The 16,654-nt window shown below is 39.7% G+C and carries 12 protein-coding genes and 1 pseudogene; 2 read left to right on the plus strand and 11 right to left on the minus strand.

Features of this window, described 5'->3' with window-relative positions; all coding sequences use genetic code 11:
- On the plus strand, nt 1–1,886 hold a 1,886-nt coding region (locus tag NEOC95_RS00855), incomplete at its 5' end, for a tetratricopeptide repeat protein (RefSeq protein WP_213151020.1).
- On the opposite strand, the gene NEOC95_RS00860 is transcribed toward NEOC95_RS00855, so the two are convergent.
- Genes NEOC95_RS00860 through NEOC95_RS00880 form a run of 5 tightly spaced genes read right to left on the minus strand, consistent with a single transcriptional unit; the run spans nt 1,876 to nt 7,761 of the window.
- Nucleotides 1,876–3,039: a peptidoglycan glycosyltransferase FtsW gene (locus NEOC95_RS00860; RefSeq protein ID WP_249270131.1), complete on the minus strand. Its 1,164-nt coding sequence runs from the start codon at nt 3,037–3,039 to the stop codon at nt 1,876–1,878. The two genes, NEOC95_RS00855 and NEOC95_RS00860, sit on opposite strands and share 11 nt — an antisense overlap.
- Nucleotides 3,040–3,076: 37 nt before the next feature.
- A complete protein-coding gene (locus NEOC95_RS00865) occupies nt 3,077–3,826 on the minus strand; it encodes a LysM peptidoglycan-binding domain-containing protein (RefSeq protein ID WP_213151022.1) in 750 nt (249 codons plus the stop codon).
- Nucleotides 3,827–3,852: 26 nt separating this feature from the next.
- A complete protein-coding gene (gene murD / locus NEOC95_RS00870; protein WP_213151025.1) occupies nt 3,853–5,193 on the minus strand; it encodes a UDP-N-acetylmuramoyl-L-alanine--D-glutamate ligase in 1,341 nt (446 codons plus the stop codon).
- A gap of 11 nt (nt 5,194–5,204) precedes the next feature.
- On the minus strand, nt 5,205–6,455 hold the full coding sequence (gene mraY, locus NEOC95_RS00875) for a phospho-N-acetylmuramoyl-pentapeptide-transferase (protein WP_166155559.1): 1,251 nt from the start codon (nt 6,453–6,455) through the stop codon (nt 5,205–5,207).
- Nucleotides 6,436–7,761, minus strand: a complete 1,326-nt coding sequence (locus tag NEOC95_RS00880) for a UDP-N-acetylmuramoyl-tripeptide--D-alanyl-D-alanine ligase (protein ID WP_166155556.1) — start codon at nt 7,759–7,761, stop codon at nt 6,436–6,438. The genes mraY and NEOC95_RS00880 overlap by 20 nt, the downstream gene beginning before the upstream one ends.
- Nucleotides 7,762–8,118: 357 nt before the next feature.
- Between NEOC95_RS00880 and NEOC95_RS00885 the strand changes: the two genes are divergently transcribed.
- The gene (locus tag NEOC95_RS00885; protein WP_213151027.1) at nt 8,119–9,420 is read left to right on the plus strand and encodes a hypothetical protein; all 1,302 of its coding nucleotides are present in this window, start codon (nt 8,119–8,121) and stop codon (nt 9,418–9,420) included.
- 240 nt (nt 9,421–9,660) lie between these two features.
- On the opposite strand, the gene NEOC95_RS09670 is transcribed toward NEOC95_RS00885, so the two are convergent.
- The 6 genes and pseudogenes from NEOC95_RS09670 to NEOC95_RS00915 all read right to left on the minus strand — a co-directional run bounded on the left by NEOC95_RS09670 (nt 9,661) and on the right by NEOC95_RS00915 (nt 16,577).
- Nucleotides 9,661–9,813: a transposase gene (locus tag NEOC95_RS09670; protein WP_166154813.1), complete on the minus strand. Its 153-nt coding sequence runs from the start codon at nt 9,811–9,813 to the stop codon at nt 9,661–9,663.
- Nucleotides 9,814–10,029: 216 nt separating this feature from the next.
- Nucleotides 10,030–10,341 (minus strand): helix-turn-helix domain-containing protein, encoded by a 312-nt coding sequence (locus NEOC95_RS00895; protein WP_166154811.1) that lies wholly within the window; start codon nt 10,339–10,341, stop codon nt 10,030–10,032.
- A 52-nt stretch (nt 10,342–10,393) separates the two neighbouring features.
- A pseudogene (locus NEOC95_RS09675) lies at nt 10,394–10,561 on the minus strand (IS630 transposase-related protein); the annotation flags it as partial.
- Between the two features lie 234 nt (nt 10,562–10,795).
- A complete protein-coding gene (locus NEOC95_RS00905; RefSeq protein WP_166154809.1) occupies nt 10,796–12,241 on the minus strand; it encodes an efflux transporter outer membrane subunit in 1,446 nt (481 codons plus the stop codon).
- Nucleotides 12,234–15,395 carry an efflux RND transporter permease subunit gene (locus NEOC95_RS00910; RefSeq protein WP_213151029.1) on the minus strand — a complete coding sequence of 1,054 codons (3,162 nt, stop codon included), beginning with the start codon at nt 15,393–15,395 and terminating at the stop codon, nt 12,234–12,236. Before NEOC95_RS00910 ends, NEOC95_RS00905 begins: the two co-directional genes overlap by 8 nt.
- Before the next feature lie 3 nt (nt 15,396–15,398).
- Entirely contained in the window at nt 15,399–16,577 is a 1,179-nt protein-coding gene (locus NEOC95_RS00915; protein WP_166154805.1) for an efflux RND transporter periplasmic adaptor subunit, read from the minus strand.
- Nucleotides 16,578–16,654: the final 77 nt, after the last annotated feature.

Genomic DNA, 16,654 nt, shown 5'->3' on the forward strand with positions numbered 1-16,654 from the left:
AAAATCATCCCACTGTAGCAACCTTTTACAATAACTTAGGCCAAATCTACGAAGGGCAAGGTAATGTAGAACAGGCGGTTGAATATGCTAAGAAAGCTCTTGCCATTGATCTCAAGCTTTTTGGTGAAAATCATCCCGCTGTGGCAAGAGATCACAATAATTTAGGCCAAATTTACCAAGGGCAAGGTAATTTAGGACAGGCGATAGAATATACTAAGAAAGCTCTTGCCATTGACCTTAAGCTTTTTGGTGAAAATCATCCCACTATAGCAGCCTCTTATGGTAACTTAGGCGTCATTTACAAAGGGCAAGGTAATTTAGAACAGGCGGTTGAATATACTAAGAAAGCTCTTGCCATTAACCTTAAGCTTTTTGGTGAAAATAATCCCACTGTAGCAATCTCTTACAATAGTGTGGGCATCATTTACAAGGAGCAAAGTAATTCAGAACAGGCGGTTGAATATACTAAGAAAGCTCTTGCCATTAACCTTAAGCTTTTTGATGAAAACCATCCTACTGTGGCAAGAGATTACAATAATTTAGGCCAAATTTACCAAGGGCAAGGTAATTTAGGACCGGCAGTTGAACATGCTAAGAAAGCTCTTGCCATTCACCTTAAGCTTTTTGGTGAAAATCATCCCACTGTAGCGACCTCTTACAATAACTTAGGCCTCATTTATCAAGATCATAGCAATTTAGAACAGGCAGCCAAATACATCAAGAAAGCTCTTGCCATTCACCTTAAACTTCTTGGTGAAAATAATCCCACTGTAGCAATCTCTTACAATAATGTGGGCATCATTTACAAGGGGCAAGGTGATTTAGGACAGGCAATAGAATATACTAAGAAAGCTCTTGCCATTAACTTCAAGCTTTTTGGTGAAAATCATCCTACTGTGGCAACCTCTTACAATAATTTAGGCCAAATTTACCAAGGGCAAGGTAATTTAGAACAGGCGGTTGAATATACTAAGAAAGCTCTTGCCATTCACCTTAAGCTTTTTGGTGAAAATCATCCCACTGTAGCAACCTCTTATGGTAACTTAGGCCAAATTTACAAAGAGCAAGGTAATTTAGAACATGCGGTTGAATATGCTAAGAAAGCTCTTGCCATTAAATTCAAGCTTTTTGGTGAAAATCATCCTACTGTGGCAACCTCTTACAATAACTTAGGCCACATTTATCAAGATTATGGCAATTTAGAACAGGCAGCCAAACACATCAAGAAAGCTCTTGCCATTCACCTTAAACTTTTTGGTGAAAATAATCCTAAGGTGACAAGAGATTATAATAACTTAGGACTAATCTATAAAGATCAAGGCAACCTAGGCAAAGCGGCAGAGTATAGCAGCAAGGCGCTTACCATTGCTCTTAAGCTTTTTGGTGAAAATCATCCCAATGTGACAACCTCTTACAATAATTTAGGCCAAATTTGCAAAGACCAAGGCAATTTAGGCCAGGCGGAAGAGTATATTAACAAAGCGCTTGCCATTGACCTTGAGCTTTTTGGTGAATATCATCCCAGAGTGATAGCTCTTTACAATAATTTAGGAAAAATCTACCAAGCCCAAGGCCATTTAGATAAGGCGGTTGAGTATAATAAAAAAGCGCTCGAAATTAATATTAGACATTGGGGTATAAATCATCCTACTGTGGCATTAGGCTATGATGACCTAGGATCAATCTACCAAAAACAAGGAAATTTAGAGGAAGCAGCTAAGTTCATCAATCAAGCGCTCAAAATCAATATTAAGCTATTAGGTGAGGATAATCTCAATGTGGTACTTCTTTATCGCAAGCTGGCACAGATATACAAAGCACAAGGAAATTCCAAAAAGGCAACTGAATATACAAAAAAAGCGCAGAGCATTAAGCTTAAGCTATAGTGGAAAAATCACTCAAATGACGCTTCCCATCCTGTGAAATATTTAAGATAATCCCTAAGCCTAAAATATTAGCCACCAAAGAGCTGCCCCCTTGACTAAACCAAGGCAAATTTAAGCCTGTGCTCGGCAATAAACCAGATACCACGCCTAGGTTTAAAAAAGCTTGGAAGGTAATTAAGAAAGTGATGACAGCACAAAAATAAAATCCTTCTAGGCTTGAGGAGGCATTAGCAATATAAAAGCCTAGGCAAGCAATAGATAGATAAAGAGTAATTAATATGCACACTCCTATAAAACCAAATTCCTCGGCATAGATAGCGGCAATATAATCATTCTGAGCTTCCGGTAAATAGCTTAGCTTTTGCATGCTATTGCCGGGTCCCCTACCTAATAATCTTCCCGACCCAGCGGCAATCTTAGCTTGATAAGGTTGGTGCCCTTTACCTTTAAGATCTAGCTCGGGATTTAAATAAACCTTCAGGCGTGCTGAGACATAAGAAAGATGATAAGCAAAGGCTCCTCCTACACATAGACAGGCTAGCAAAGGGAGGGCCCAGTACCTCCAGCTGATTTTCATCAAAATGCAAAGCACTAAAACAGACATAGCTATTACTGCGGTGGTACCATTATTAGGTTCTACTAATATTAAAAGCATAGGAATAGCTATCGTGCCTACCAGCTTAAGGAAGGCATAAAAAGTAAATGCTTTCCCCAAAAATTTTAGATAATAATGAATAAAGTAGGCGGGGATGATATATTTGACAAACTCTGAAGGCTGTAAAGATAAGCCTAAAATAGCTAGCCAGCGCCTAGAGCCATTCACTTCGCGGCCAATGCCTGGAATTAAAGTTATAAATAATAGAAAGCTAAAAATGCCTAAAAGCCAGGGGCTCAAGGTTATTAAGGTACGATAGCCTATTTTTGCTATTCCCCCTGCTAAACTAAGGCCTATAGCTGCATACATAAGCTGCTTGAGTAAGGCTTGATGAGTGCTTTTGTTTAATTCCATATCCATCACTTCAGCTGAAGTCGTGCTATAGACCATGATGAGGCCTAGCACATAAATGATAGAGACACATAAAAAGAGCAGGCAAAAGATAGGGGGAAAGGAAAGAGTAGACTTTTTTCCTATCACTTTTTTGTGCGCATCCATCAAAGGTAGAATCCTCATCCATTTATCCCTATATCTATTATCTTACACGAATTCTATCACCGACTTGGAGGTTGCGGGCTTTTTCTTCATCCAAGTTATTCATCTTCAATAAATCATCAAACTTAACATTAAATTGTTTGGCAATTTTCCAAGGATTATCCCCACTTTTAATGGTGTAAAGCTCTGGCCCTGCCGAAGAAATAGAAGTAGGCTCTTTGATGGCTAAAGGCTTTTGTTGCTCATGATCTAAATGGCTTTTTTTGGTGCCTACAGGCACTTTTAATAGCTGGCCAATATTTAAGCGATTGCTAGTTAAATGGTTGGCTTTTTTGATAGCTTCTACGCTCGTATTGTTGGCTCGAGCAATTTTTTCTAAGGCATCTCCCTTTTTAACCGTGATGGTCACCAGTTGAGAAGGTTGGGTAGATGTCTCTAAAGTAGAAATTTGCCGAGACTCTGACCTATCGGTAGGAAGAGAGGCGGGTACTTCCTTATCTCCTAATTCGCCTTCCTCTTCCACAAGGATAAGATGAGGACTATCGGCATAGTGTTTCAGCACATTATCAATTTCATCACCTGTCTGGGTAGAGCCTATAGAAGTATCAGAGGGTGAGTTAACTAACGCTTGAGAGGAAGGGGTCAATTGTTTATTAGCATCCATGATAATCTGAGGAGCGTTATGAAATTCATCTGTTGGGTCCTCATGACGGACGGCCATCATAAATAATATAGCTAGCAACGCTGCATTTAATAGGACAGCGATAATTATGGTATCTCTACGATTCATTGTTGAACCTCATCAAGGGTAATCTTTTATTCTAAGGTATTAGCTATACGTTTAAATTCTTCTCCTCTATGTACATAGTCGCGAAACATATCAAAGCTGGAACAGCCTGGAGATAGTAATACAACTTGGCCAGGTTTTGCAAGCGCTGTCGCATCTTTTATTGCTGCTTCTAGGGTAGGCCGCTCCTCGACAGGAAGGCTAGAGGCTAGATCATTTTTTATTTTTATCGCAGCTTGGCCAATGGCAAATACATATTTAACATGGCCAGCAAAAGCTTTGATCCAAGGTGTATAGGCAGCTCCTTTATCCACACCTCCTGCAATCAAAATTATTTCACCTTTTAAAGAAGTGACCGCACGGATAACAGCATCTACATTAGTTCCCTTGCTATCATCATAGTAGGCTATTTCCTTGAAAGAACGCACAAATTCAAGACGATGGGCAGGCTTTTTAAAAGCTGAAAGGGCGTTAAAGAATTGTTCAGAAGTGACTCCCCTTTCCTTGCATAATGCGTAAGCAGCCAGCATATTTTCTACATCATGATTTTTTACACCCTGATAAGCTAAAGGTAGAGGATAAGGATCTTGACCTTTTCCATAGATAAATTGGTGATCGAGGTAAAAGTTACAAGAAGAAGAGTAGCCATAGGTTAAAGGCTTAAAATCTCCTAAAAGCTTTTTATATTCGTTATATACAGCCTCATAAACATATAAATTCCCTTTAGGTTTTAAACAATTTTTAAGATGGAGTTTTGTCGCCGCATACGCTTGCAGGTCAGGATAACGATCGAGATGATCAGGGGTAATATTTAAGACCACACCTGCATCTATTACAGCGCTTTGGAGAGTTTCTAATTGAAAGGAACTCAATTCTGCCACCAATATATCCTCTTCTGCACCCACTGTTAAGGCATCTAATTCTGCCGTTAGGGGGGCCCCTAAATTGCCTAGTGCACGTGCAGCTTTACCACTGGCATTTAAAACATGAGCGACTAGCAAGGTGGTAGTGGTTTTACCATTGGTACCGGTAATGGCTAATAAGGGCTGATTAATAAAACGTGCAGCTAATTCTACTTCACCCACGATTTCAATACCTGCTTGCCGAGCTTGGATATAATAGGGATTGGAAGGAGGAACGCCAGGTGAAACCACAATAAAGTCAAAATCTTGAATTTCAATTTTCTCAGCCTCATGTCTGGCTACAAGTCCTAAAGTTATCAAATCTTTGATTTCTTGGTGATTTTTCAATAATTCTAAGTTGTCATCAACGCCCCATACATAAGCTTGTCTTTTAAGCAAGAAGCTTGCAGCTGCACGTCCACTTAAACCTAATCCAATTATTAAGACTCTCTTTTTCTTTAGCTTCATTGTTAGAATTCTTATTGAAATTTGAGCGACGCGATGCCAAGTATGCCTAACAGCAAGCCGATGATCCAGAAACGGGTTACCACTTTCGTTTCAGCCCACCCCATATACTCGAAATGATGATGCAAAGGCGCGCATAAAAATATACGCTTTTTATTGCGATATTTATAACTTAGCACTTGAAGGATGACTGATAGCGCTTCAGCGACAAAGATTCCTCCAACAAGACCTAAGAGCAATTCGCGTTTTAACAATACAGCCGATACACCTATGATCCCTCCTAAAGCTAGGGAGCCAGTATCGCCCATAAAAACTTGAGCGGGGTGGCTATTATACCATAGAAAGCCTAAGCAGGCGCCCATCAACGCGCTTAAGTAAATAGCTATTTCCCCACTTCCTTCAATATAAAGGATGTTTAAATAGCCCGCGATCTGGATATGGTTAGAAACGAAAGCAATTAAAGCTAAGCAACCCGCTACAATAATTAAACAGCCTGCCGCTAAACCATCTAAGCCATCTGTCAAATTTGCCGCATTAGAAGAACCGGTGATTACAAACATGATAAACAAAGCGGCTACTAGAGTCAAGGCCCCCTTAAGAACCAGCCAGTGGTTTTTAATGAAAGGTAAATAAATGCGTGTCGCATAATCTTTCAAAGAGATTGCTGTAGGACCCGAGGAATGGGTAGCCTCTTGTTTCACCACTAGCGGACCCCATTTAGTCTTAGTGGCTGTTTGCTCTTTAACAATAGGAGGGGCAAACCAATTTTTCATCTGAATAGAAGAAGAAACGGAGGGACAAAGCAGATATAAGGCTATAAAGGCTGATAAGGTAAATTGATAAAATAATTTTTTCTTACCTGATAACCCTTTAGGATTTTTATGTTTAAGTTTCAAGTAATCATCATAACCACCCACTACTCCTAGCCAAACGGTAGTGATAAATAAGATAAGGGTAAACACATGGCTGATATCCATCCATAAGAACATAGAAATTAACATTGAAAAAAGAATTAATACTCCTCCCATTGTAGGAGTATCTTTCTTCTTTTCATGCAACTGACCTAGTAAAGGGCAGTCCTCGACTCGAATAGTTTGGCCAATTTTAAGCTCGTAAAGTTTTTTAATAAAATAGGGTCCCAAGAAAATGCTAATGATTAAGGAAGTTATAGCTGCCAATATCATGCGAGTGGAATAGTAGGTAAACACCATGGGAACTTTAATATTCAATGTGTATTTCAACCAGTCAACTAAAAATATGATCATTGGGGCTACTCTCCCATTCCTCTAATAATTTTGATATCTGGGTCCCTTTTGAGCCTTTAATCAGCACCACATCCCCCTCTTGTAAATAGCTCTTTAAAGCATCTACCAACTCCGCACGATGATTATACCAATATGCATGTCGACCATACTTCTGCCAACAATCAAATATCAGGCGGCTTTCTGCACCATAACAGAACATACTATCTACCTGATTTAAAGCATACTCTCCAATTTCTTCATGGGCTTTTTTAGAAAATTGACCTAACTCTAGCATATCGGCTAAAACGGCTACCTTACGCCCCCCATTTTTAGGAGAAGGGATATTTTTAAGAGCAGCTTTTACAGAAAGTGGTGAAGCATTATACACATCATTGATAAAAAGAATTCCTTTTTTTTCTATCAGCTGCCCTCTTGATGCGGGCAGAACTAGCTTGCTCATACCCAAAGCAATCTCCTTGGGGCTCATACCGAAATATTCTGCACAAGCGACTGCAGCTAAAAAATTAGCTTGATGATGCTTCCCTAAGATAGGAAAGCTACCCAGCTTATAAATTTGCTCTTTTGATCTAACAGCTAGACCATCTGTTTGAGTAGCAGCAATACTATAATCAGCTAGGGGATGATCAAAAGAAAAAGATAATTTTCGACAAGACCCTATTTTTATTATCTCCGAATAATTAATGATGTCTCGATGAAGGATCGCTAACGCGGTACTAGCATGGGTTAATATTTCAGCTTTCGCGTAGGCAATTGCCTCTAATGAATCAAAGTTACAAGCATGTGCCAAGGCAACCTGGGTAATTATGGCGCATTCAGGCGGGGCTATATCAATGAGTGCTTTTAGATTTCCCGGATGGCTCATCCCCATTTCTAAAACGATGATCTCTTCTTGACCCTCTGTATGATTAAGAATAGCTAAGGGCACGCCAATCTGTGAGTTACTATTGCCGGGAGAAGAGGATACCTTAAATTTTTCTTTAAGAACTGTCGTAATAAAATCTTTAGTAGTCGTTTTACCTACAGAGCCGGTCACTGCTACCACGCGAGCTTTAGACTGCTTAATAATCAATCGAGCTAAATTTTGCAGAGCTAGTAAAGGATTTTCTACTCGGATTAATAGCATGCCATAATCTGGGCCATCATAATCCCTGCTAACTACGGCTCCTTTCGACCCTTGAGAAGCTATTTTCTCTAAAAAATGATGCCCATCAGTTTGAGCGCCAGGAAGGGAAAAAAACAAATTTTCTGGCCGGTGCAAACGGCTATCTACACTAACCCCTGTAAAGACAGCCTGATCTTTTGGCATCGGCATGCCAAAGATAGACGCAAGCTCTTGAACATGAAAACTGTGCATAAATTTTATGGCAAAAAATAAGAGTACTAATAAGGTTAGTAGAAAAATAATAGGTTAAGCTGCTGAGCTATTCCAAGCAAGAAAAATAAAAGATTTTTCCCTTGCTAAATATTCAACTTATGACTGGAGGCTTTTTCTTAAGCAGAAAACATCTAAAGGAGGATAAATACGCTCATCTTTTTTAATTTAAATCCCGCTTTTAGGCTCCCCCCTAATCCCTTCGTAAGAGTCGGCAGGGTGTAATTAAAAGTGTTGGCAAGATAAGGAGGGATTAATACATACTGAAAGCGTAGCAAAAGGAGGTTGCATATGCTTAACGAAGAAGAAGTTAATAAAGTATTTAATCGCTTAAAGAATCATCCCAACTTATTAGAATCCATTAGAGAATTATTAGATATTACCGAAGGAGTTAAAGGAATAGAAGTGGCGGATGATGCTGAATTTGCTCTTATTCCCGAAGTTAGAGGCTTAGGGAAAAAATGCCTAGAGGATTGGGCAAAGCATCAAGTAAATGAGCAAGAAGCCAAGACTCGGGAAATGAAATTAAGGCAGCACTCAAAAAAAAAACTAAGTTGGCATACAACATTTGGGATAGTAGGGATGGAAGAGAGGTGCTTCCTACAAGCAGGAAAATTGATTAGACCCTTTTCCTTTTCTTCCAAGGTTAGATGCAGAGGGTATTCTTTACCATTAGAGCGAGCAATAACCGACTTTGGAGCAGATATTGCTTTTGGAAAAGTAGGGGAAAAGATGAAGGAGCATTATGGAATTGAAACTTCTTCTTCCATGGTTAGATTGATTACCCAAGAGCATGCAAGGAAAATAGCTAAGCTAAAAAAAGAAGCGGTTAGTCAAGAAGCAATCATTATCAGTGAAACAGATGGGAGTATGGTACCCATTGTGGAGATAGACGAGATTGACAAACAAGCAAAAAAAGATGCAAGAAAAGCAAGGAAAGTGTGTTGGAAAGAAGCCAAACTAAGTCTGGCAAGAGGCAAGGACAGAGCTAACCGCTTTTATGCTGGTAGTATTGGAACGGCAGAACAAGCAGGTCAACAGATGCTAGAATGTGCTCTTATAGCGGGTCTGAAAGAAGGCAGCTATGTGCATGCCATAAGTGATGGCCCTCCTTGGATAGCTGAACAAATAAAACTAAACTTTTGCAATCGAAGCGGCCACTTAATTGATTTTTATCATCTGTGTGGATATTTATCCGAGGCTGCCATTTGGTGCAATATTTTTGAGCCAAAAAAGTGGTTAGAAGAAAGTAAAGAGAAGTTAAAAGCTGGTAAAAGCCGAGAGGTTTTCAAAGAGATTGAAATTAAGTTCAAGGCGCTAGATCATCCTGAGCAGGAGAATGGCTTAGTAAGATGCTATAGGTACATGGAAAAAAGACTGGATATGATGAATTATAAAAGCGCTTTGGATAAAGGCTTACCGATTGGGTCAGGCGAGATAGAGAGTAGCCTTAAGGCTGTGGTACAAAAGAGGCTGAAAATAGCGGGAGCTTGGTGGAGGACAGAAAATGCTAATGCGATGCTGAACTTAAGAATAGGTAGATTAAATGGTTATTGGGAAGCTTACTGGAATTCCTACAAAGCTGCTGCTTAAAAAGAATTGCCAACACTTTTGTTTACACCCAAGTCGGCATGCTCCTGTTGAAAAAAGTAGTCTCTTCGCAAACTTTTTGGTAAAAAGGATGTTATGCATAACTGGCAGAGTAGGAGAAAAAATAGTGATTTAAATCCTATATTTCTTTCCATTAACGTATACTTAAAAAAGAGAAATCAATGGTTTAAGCAAGAGTAGAAAATTTATTTAAGTTCGCTATAGTAACCTTCTCAAATTAGCTCAAAAGATTTCAATAAGATTTAAATTCAGAGAATAAGGCAGCAAAAACAAAATCTTACATCCTGCCTTTTTGATAAGCTCATGGGTGGTTTGGTATTTATGAAAGATAGTATTGTCCATAATTACAAGCTGACCTGCTTTAAGCTGTGGCATCAATATTTTCCTAGCCAAAAGTAAAATGAAAAGGAATTACAAGTACTTGTATAACAAATTTAAGTAATAGAAAAATTTTCGCTAATTATCATAGCCTACCCAAACATCTCAACTTTGGAAGAAACCGAGCATTTTCAAAAACCTACTTGGCTAATCCCTACATTCTGTAAGCAGACTCAGCTTTTAATTGGAAAAACGACCATGAAACTATCACCATTATAGAGGCTTAAAAATTTGAGGATCATAAAAACCTTTGTCTACAATTTCTAAAAGTCGCAGCGCTGCATGGCTTGGAGCGCGGGTTCCGGATTCCCAAGATTGAACTGTCTTTACACTTACATTTAATACTTTTGCAAAAATTCCTTGGGAATAATGATTTTTCTCTCTGATTCTCTTAATATCGATAGCCTTATATTCATTTGGAGGCTCAGGGATTTCGATAAGCTCTGACTTAAGCGTAACCTTTCTTTCTGTGAATGCTAGAGCTTCTTCAAGCCCTTTTTTAAGCCCTTTAAATAACTTACTCATTTTTAATCCTTTTTTTGATTGCTTCAGCTATTTGTTTCATATACAATTTTAGCTATTCACTATTAATTTTGCTGGGGCTCTGCCGTCTTTTTTTAGGAGCTAGGCAACCTTGTTTTTTCCACTTAATCCAGCTTGTTAACGTGCGAACTGTTACGCCAAACACCTCACTAGCTGTGGTGATTGAGCCGCCATTCTCTATATAATTTAAAGCTTTTTTTCTTAAATCGTGTGACTATACCATGCCATTTAATTATACATATATCCTTAGAAAAATAAAATTTAAACGGCTATATCTTAGACTAAATTCCCTTCACTTTTTTTCGATTTATTGAATAGACAAGCTTAAATCTTTAGAAGTTAAATATTTTATAATCCTCTGATAATTAGAAATTTAGGCTAAACAAGGAGTAAAGAGTTTGAATAAAAACATAATTTTTTAGGGATAAACGCACTTTTACCCTTCAGTAGCTAATGTATCCGCCTCTTGTACCCATCCCCCTCCTAAAGCTTTATAGACTCCAATAAAGGTAGTATAGGTAGCACTGCGAGCTTGAACTAAGTTAAGCTGTGCAGACAACAGATTTCTTCGGGCATCTAGAACATTTAAGTAATCCACCTGGCCATTGTCATAGGCTAGTAAAGCCAGAGCAAGAGATTTTTGCAAAGCTTGCACCTGATCCTTTTGTATTTCTAATACCTCTAAGCTCTTAGAATGACCAATTAACGCATTTTCCACTTCTTTAAAAGCAGTTTGTATAGTGTTATAGTAGGAAAACAGAGCTTGCTTTTCTTGCGCATGCGCCTGATCTAATTGAGCAATATAAAGCCCCCCATTAAATATCTGCTCACTAAAAGTTGTACCGACTTGCCAAGCGCAAGCAGCACCTTTAAAAAGCGTATTTAATGCAAAGCTTTGATTTCCATAATATCCGGTAAGAGATATACGAGGAAATAGGTTAGCTTTAGCCACTCCCACATTGGCATGGGCAGCTATCAAATTCAATTCGGCTTGCATCACATCTGGCCTTTGTTCTAGCACGTCGGAAGGCAATCCAGCTGGAATGGAAGGAGGTTGCGCAAGCTCTTCAAGTATTTTACCCCGCCTAATATTACCGGGATTACGCCCTAATAAAATGCACAAAAGATTTTCTTGCTGAGCTACATTAATTTCTAATTGTTTAACAAGGCTAGCAGCTGTATCTCTTTCAGCGCTTGCTTGCATAATAGGTAATTCAGAGCTTTCCCCTTCCTCCCATTGGTCTGTCATTAATTGCAAAGACTCTTGAAAGGAGTTTAGAGTTTGCTGCGCTATTTGCAATTGCTCATCATATTGCCGTAAGGTGATATAGCTGTTGGCTAGCGCACTTACTAAGGTAAGGATAACGGTGCGGCGTGCTTGAATTTCTCCTAAATATTGAGCTAAAGCCACATCAGAAGCAGAACCTAGACGCCCCCAAATATCTAATTCATAAGCACAAGACAACAAGGCAGAAAAGCTGTTTATTAAGCGTAAGTTTTGCGCAAGACCTAAATTAGACTGAGCCGAAAGCCCTTGCCTTAAGGCGCTACCATCCCCCGTAATTTGAGGAAAAAGCTGGGAATTGGTAGCTCTGAATTGGCTATGATAGGCTTCTACCGAAGCCATCGCTGCTTGCAGAGTGTAATTATTTTTTAAAGCCTCCCTAATTAAAGCCTCTAATACCGGATCGCCAAGCTGCTGCCACCAATAGATGTTTGCTAAGCTACAGGCCTCATGCATAGGCAAGCGCCAATTTTCTGGTATATTCACGGGAGGGCGCGTATAATTGGGCCTAAAAACACAAGAGGAAATTATTAATAAACCTATACAGGCGAGAAAAAAACGCCCGCCTTGATAAGCCTTTGTCTTTAAATTATACATTTGTCTTGTCCGATATTTCTTTAGAAGTATGTGAGGATAAATAGCCTTGTTTCTTTCCTTTCCAATTTGCTATTTCTTCTAATAACTTATAGAAAAAAGGAACAAAAAAAATAGCTAGAAAGGTAGCTGTTATCATTCCTCCTAAGACGCCCGTACCCACCGAGTTGCGGCTGGCAGCTCCTGCTCCTTTGGCGATGAATAAAGGCACAACGCCTAATATAAATGTTAATGAAGTCATCAAAATGGCTCTTAAGCGCAGCTTTCCAGCTTCTAAAGCCGCTTCTGCTAAAGGCAAGCCTTCTTGGTGCTTGATCACTGCAAACTCTACAATGAGAATTGCATTTTTTGCAGAAAGAGCAATTAAGGTTATTAAGCCTACTTGAAAATAGACATCATTGCTCATTCCATTCATCCACACAGCCAAAAAGGCTCCCAAGAGGCCAAAAGGCACCACCATTAAAATGGAAAAAGGCAAAGACCATTTCTCATAAAGGGCTGCCAGTATGAGAAAAACCATGAACAAACCTGCCGCCATGACTTTAAGGCCTGTGCCTACCATTTTTTTCTCTTGATAGGATTGCCCGCCCCATGAAAATGACATTTCAGGGGGGAGTATCTCCCGCGCTATCTCCTCCATAGCAGCCATAGCCTGACCCGAGCTAAAGCCTGCCGCTGCACTTCCATTGATTCTGGCGGCATTAAAACTATTAAAGCGGCTAATCAGGGAAGGTCCTTTGATATTGCGTATATTTATCAAAGACTTCAAAGGAACCATGCTTGCATTTAAAGATCTGACATAGATTTCTCCAAGCTTATAAGGAGTGCTACGGTAAATATCTTCTGCTTGAACATAGACGTTATATACGCGGCCAAATTTGTTAAAATTATTAACATATAAAGAGCCCATCATGGCTTGTAGAGTTTGATAAACCTCAGCAATGGAGACAGCCATGCTTTTAGATTTTTCACGATCATAGGAAAGGAAAAACTGTTTAGCCGTAGCGTCGATATTGGTAGAAACACCCCTAAGAATAGGGCTTTGGTTAGCCTTAGCAACAATTTCTTTTGCGTATTTTTCCAATGATTCAATATTACCTGAAGACCTGGATTGTACCCAAAATTCAAAGCCGCCCACACTGCCTATGCCTTGAATAGCAGGTGGATTGAAAGGAATAACCACCGCCTCTTGCAAAGCTGCATATTTAGGAGCTAACTGCTGCAATAAGGCTGGAGCCGCTTGATTCTTGCCCGTTCGCTCACTCCAATCTTTGAATACGATAAAATAGCTAGATTGGTTATTTCTATTTAAACCATCTAATAATCCAAAACCATCTAGGGCAACCACATCGGTGACAGCAGGATGAGTCTTGGTTAGGTTATCTATCTGGCTAGTTACAGCATCGACGCGATGTAGGCTAGCCCCATCGGGTAGCATGCCGACGGCCATGATATAGCCTTGATCTTCGATAGGAACAAAACTAGAAGGGACTAGCTTATATATAAAACCTACAGCAGAGCAAACGATCACAAAAATAGATAGAGCCCATAGAGGATTCATAAGGAGTAGGCGTGCAATTTTTACATATCGATTTCCCAACCTTTCAAAAGCATGATTAAATTTAATCGTAAATTTTGAATCCTCTTTTTTATGCTTTAATAATAGAGCGGCCAGCGCAGGACTTAAGGTTAAGGCGACAACACCTGAAATCACCACGGCAATGGAAATAGTAATAGCAAATTGACGATAGAGCTCGCCTGTAATTCCACCCAGAAAGGCTACCGGAATAAAAACTGCGCACAGCACAAAAACAATGGCTATTACAGGACCCGATACCTCGGCCATGGCTTTTTTAGCAGCTGCTGGAGCAGGCAATTTTAAGGCGCGCATATTATGTTCAACATTTTCAATAACGACAATTGCATCATCGACTACAATGCCAATAGCCAAAACCATAGCAAATAATGTTAAAGTATTGATGGAGTATCCTAGTACAAGCATCCCTGCAAATGCTCCTACAATAGATACAAGCATGGCAAGCATCGGAATTAAGGTAGCCCGCAAATTTTGCAAGAAAAGAAGCACGACTAAAACCACTAAAATGGCAGCTTCTAAAATAGTGATGGCCACTTCATGAATAGAGGCTTTTACAAATTTGGTGGTATCATAAGGAATAGTATATTCGATCCCGTTGGGAAAGCTGGTAGCTAATTCTTTCATCTTCGCTTTAACTTTATCGGCAACTTCTAGAGCATTGGCTCCATATTGCTGATAAATAGCAATGGCTGTCATCGACTTATTATTAAGCTTAGCATTGACATCATAATTAGCAGCACCCAGCTCGACCTCTGCTACATCTCTCACAAAGACCATCGAACCATCGGCATTTGCTTTGATAATAATGTTTTCAAATTCTTCTGCCGTCGTCAGTCGCCCTGTAGCTAGCATGGGTAAAGTTAGCTCAATAGGTAGAGAGGTAGGGTTCCCTCCTATCATACCAGCGGGTACTTGGCTGTTTTGCTCCCTAATAGAGTCCACAACATCGGACGTAGTAATTCCCAACTGTGCCATGCGGTCAGGTTTAAGCCATATGCGCATCGCATAATCTCGAGCTCCTATAATGCTAACTTGGCTTACTCCCGGAATCAACTGTAATTCAGTTACCACATTAATAGTGGCATAATTGCTCATAAAAATATCGTTATAACGACCATCCGGCGATTGCAAAGCTACAAACAAAAGAATATTAGGAGTCTGCTTTTGCACGATTACCCCCTGACGCTGCACTTCCTCAGGTAATTGAGCCAACACCTTACTTACGTTGTTATTGACATCAATTTGGGCTTTTTTAGGATCAGAACCCACTTCGAAATAAACATTCAAAAGATAATTACCCGAAGATGAATTTTGGGAAGACATATAAATCATATTTTCTACCCCATTGATTTGCTGCTCCAAAGGAGCGGCCACGCTATCAGCAATGGTTTGGGCACCCGCACCTGGATAATAGGTGGAAACTTGGATAAGAGGAGGAGTAATATTGGGGTACTGCTCAATCGGCAAATTCATTAAAGCAATAAAACCGGCAAACATGATAATAATGGACAAAACGCTAGCAAAGATGGGACGGTCGATAAAAAAGTTGGAAATTTTCATCCTTTATTCCCCTAATTGGGGCAAGATAAGCTCTTGCTTGTGACTCTTATCCACCTTAATTTCCTTGGTGACCTTGATGGGAGTGCCCTGTCCCACTTTGTTAATACCATCGACAATCACTTGGTCCCCCTCTCTCAATCCCTCTTCTATAATCCAGTCATCACCATACCAATCTCCTACGGTCACATTTTGTATGGCAGCTTTCCCTTCCCTTACGATGTAAACATACATTCCTGTTTTACTTTCCAACAGGGCTTTTTGAGGAACATAGATGGTGTTAGGTTTAATAGCTCCTTTAACCTTGACGCGAACAAATTGGCCTGGCTTAAGAATAAGCTTAGGATTAGGAAGCTGGGCACGCATCGACAAGGTGCCTGTTTTTTGATCATAGGTGGGAGCAGAAAAGTTAACTTCTCCGCGAAAAGGATACCGGCTGCCATCCGCTAATATCACCTCTACCCCATAATTTTTATCCTGGGGTAAAACTAACGTACGATTTTTAACCTCCTTATCTATTTTTAAAATCTCATTTTCAGAAATGCTAAAGGAAATCCAGATAGGATCCAAAACAGTGATAGAAGTCATGAGCTGATTAGAGCCAGGGGAAATAAGAGCGCCTTGACGATAGCTTGATTTTCCCGAAAGACCATTAATAGGAGAAGTTAGGAGGGTATAGCTTAAATTAATTTCTGCCACTTTTAACGCGGCCTCTGCTACTTGCACGCTAGCTTGGGAAGCTAATAAATTTGCTGTGGCCTCATCTAAATCTTTTTTGCTGGCGGCATGCTTGGCATACAAAGGTGTTAAGCGCTCTACAGCTTGTTGTGCATTCCCTAAAAGAGCTTTTTCTCTTGCTAGGTTTCCTTTGGCTTGTTCAACAGCCGCTATAAAAGGAGTTTGGTCTAATTTGAAAAGCAGCTGCCCTTTTGTTACTTCGGCCCCCTCTATATAGGCAATCTCTTCCAAGTAGCCCTCTACGCGCGCACGGATTTCAACCTGGTGAGAACTTTCGGCATAGCCCACCGATTCATAAATCCAGGGAATAGTGGTTTTTTGAATAGTTAAAGCACTTACTTCTACAAAGGGAGGAGGAGGCAAGGATTTTTCGCCTCCGCAGGAAGCAGCTAGCAAAAATATTAAAGCTATTAATAAAAAGGGGCGTAAAAAATCTACTTTTATCATAATCTGTCATCTTACGTGCTTGATCAAAATTTTTATTTTGTAGCATAAGATGAAAATGCAAACAATAAATTTTATTC

Source organism: Neochlamydia sp. AcF95 (assembly GCF_018342455.1).
In the GTDB taxonomy this organism is placed as follows: Bacteria; Chlamydiota; Chlamydiia; order Chlamydiales; family Parachlamydiaceae; genus Neochlamydia.

Coding starts and splice junctions, on each gene's coding strand:
- NEOC95_RS09670 (WP_166154813.1), bottom strand. CDS start 9,813: ATGCCACAGCTTAAAGCAGGTCAGCTTGTAATTATGGACAATACTATC.
- NEOC95_RS00895 (WP_166154811.1), bottom strand. CDS start 10,341: ATGAGTAAGTTATTTAAAGGGCTTAAAAAAGGGCTTGAAGAAGCTCTA.
- mraY (WP_166155559.1), bottom strand. CDS start 6,455: ATGATCATATTTTTAGTTGACTGGTTGAAATACACATTGAATATTAAA.
- NEOC95_RS00880 (WP_166155556.1), bottom strand. CDS start 7,761: ATGCCAAAAGATCAGGCTGTCTTTACAGGGGTTAGTGTAGATAGCCGT.
- NEOC95_RS00915 (WP_166154805.1), bottom strand. CDS start 16,577: ATGATAAAAGTAGATTTTTTACGCCCCTTTTTATTAATAGCTTTAATA.
- NEOC95_RS00865 (WP_213151022.1), bottom strand. CDS start 3,826: ATGAATCGTAGAGATACCATAATTATCGCTGTCCTATTAAATGCAGCG.
- NEOC95_RS00905 (WP_166154809.1), bottom strand. CDS start 12,241: ATGTATAATTTAAAGACAAAGGCTTATCAAGGCGGGCGTTTTTTTCTC.
- murD (WP_213151025.1), bottom strand. CDS start 5,193: ATGAAGCTAAAGAAAAAGAGAGTCTTAATAATTGGATTAGGTTTAAGT.
- NEOC95_RS00885 (WP_213151027.1), top strand. CDS start 8,119: ATGCTTAACGAAGAAGAAGTTAATAAAGTATTTAATCGCTTAAAGAAT.
- NEOC95_RS00860 (WP_249270131.1), bottom strand. CDS start 3,039: ATGGATGCGCACAAAAAAGTGATAGGAAAAAAGTCTACTCTTTCCTTT.
- NEOC95_RS00910 (WP_213151029.1), bottom strand. CDS start 15,395: ATGAAAATTTCCAACTTTTTTATCGACCGTCCCATCTTTGCTAGCGTT.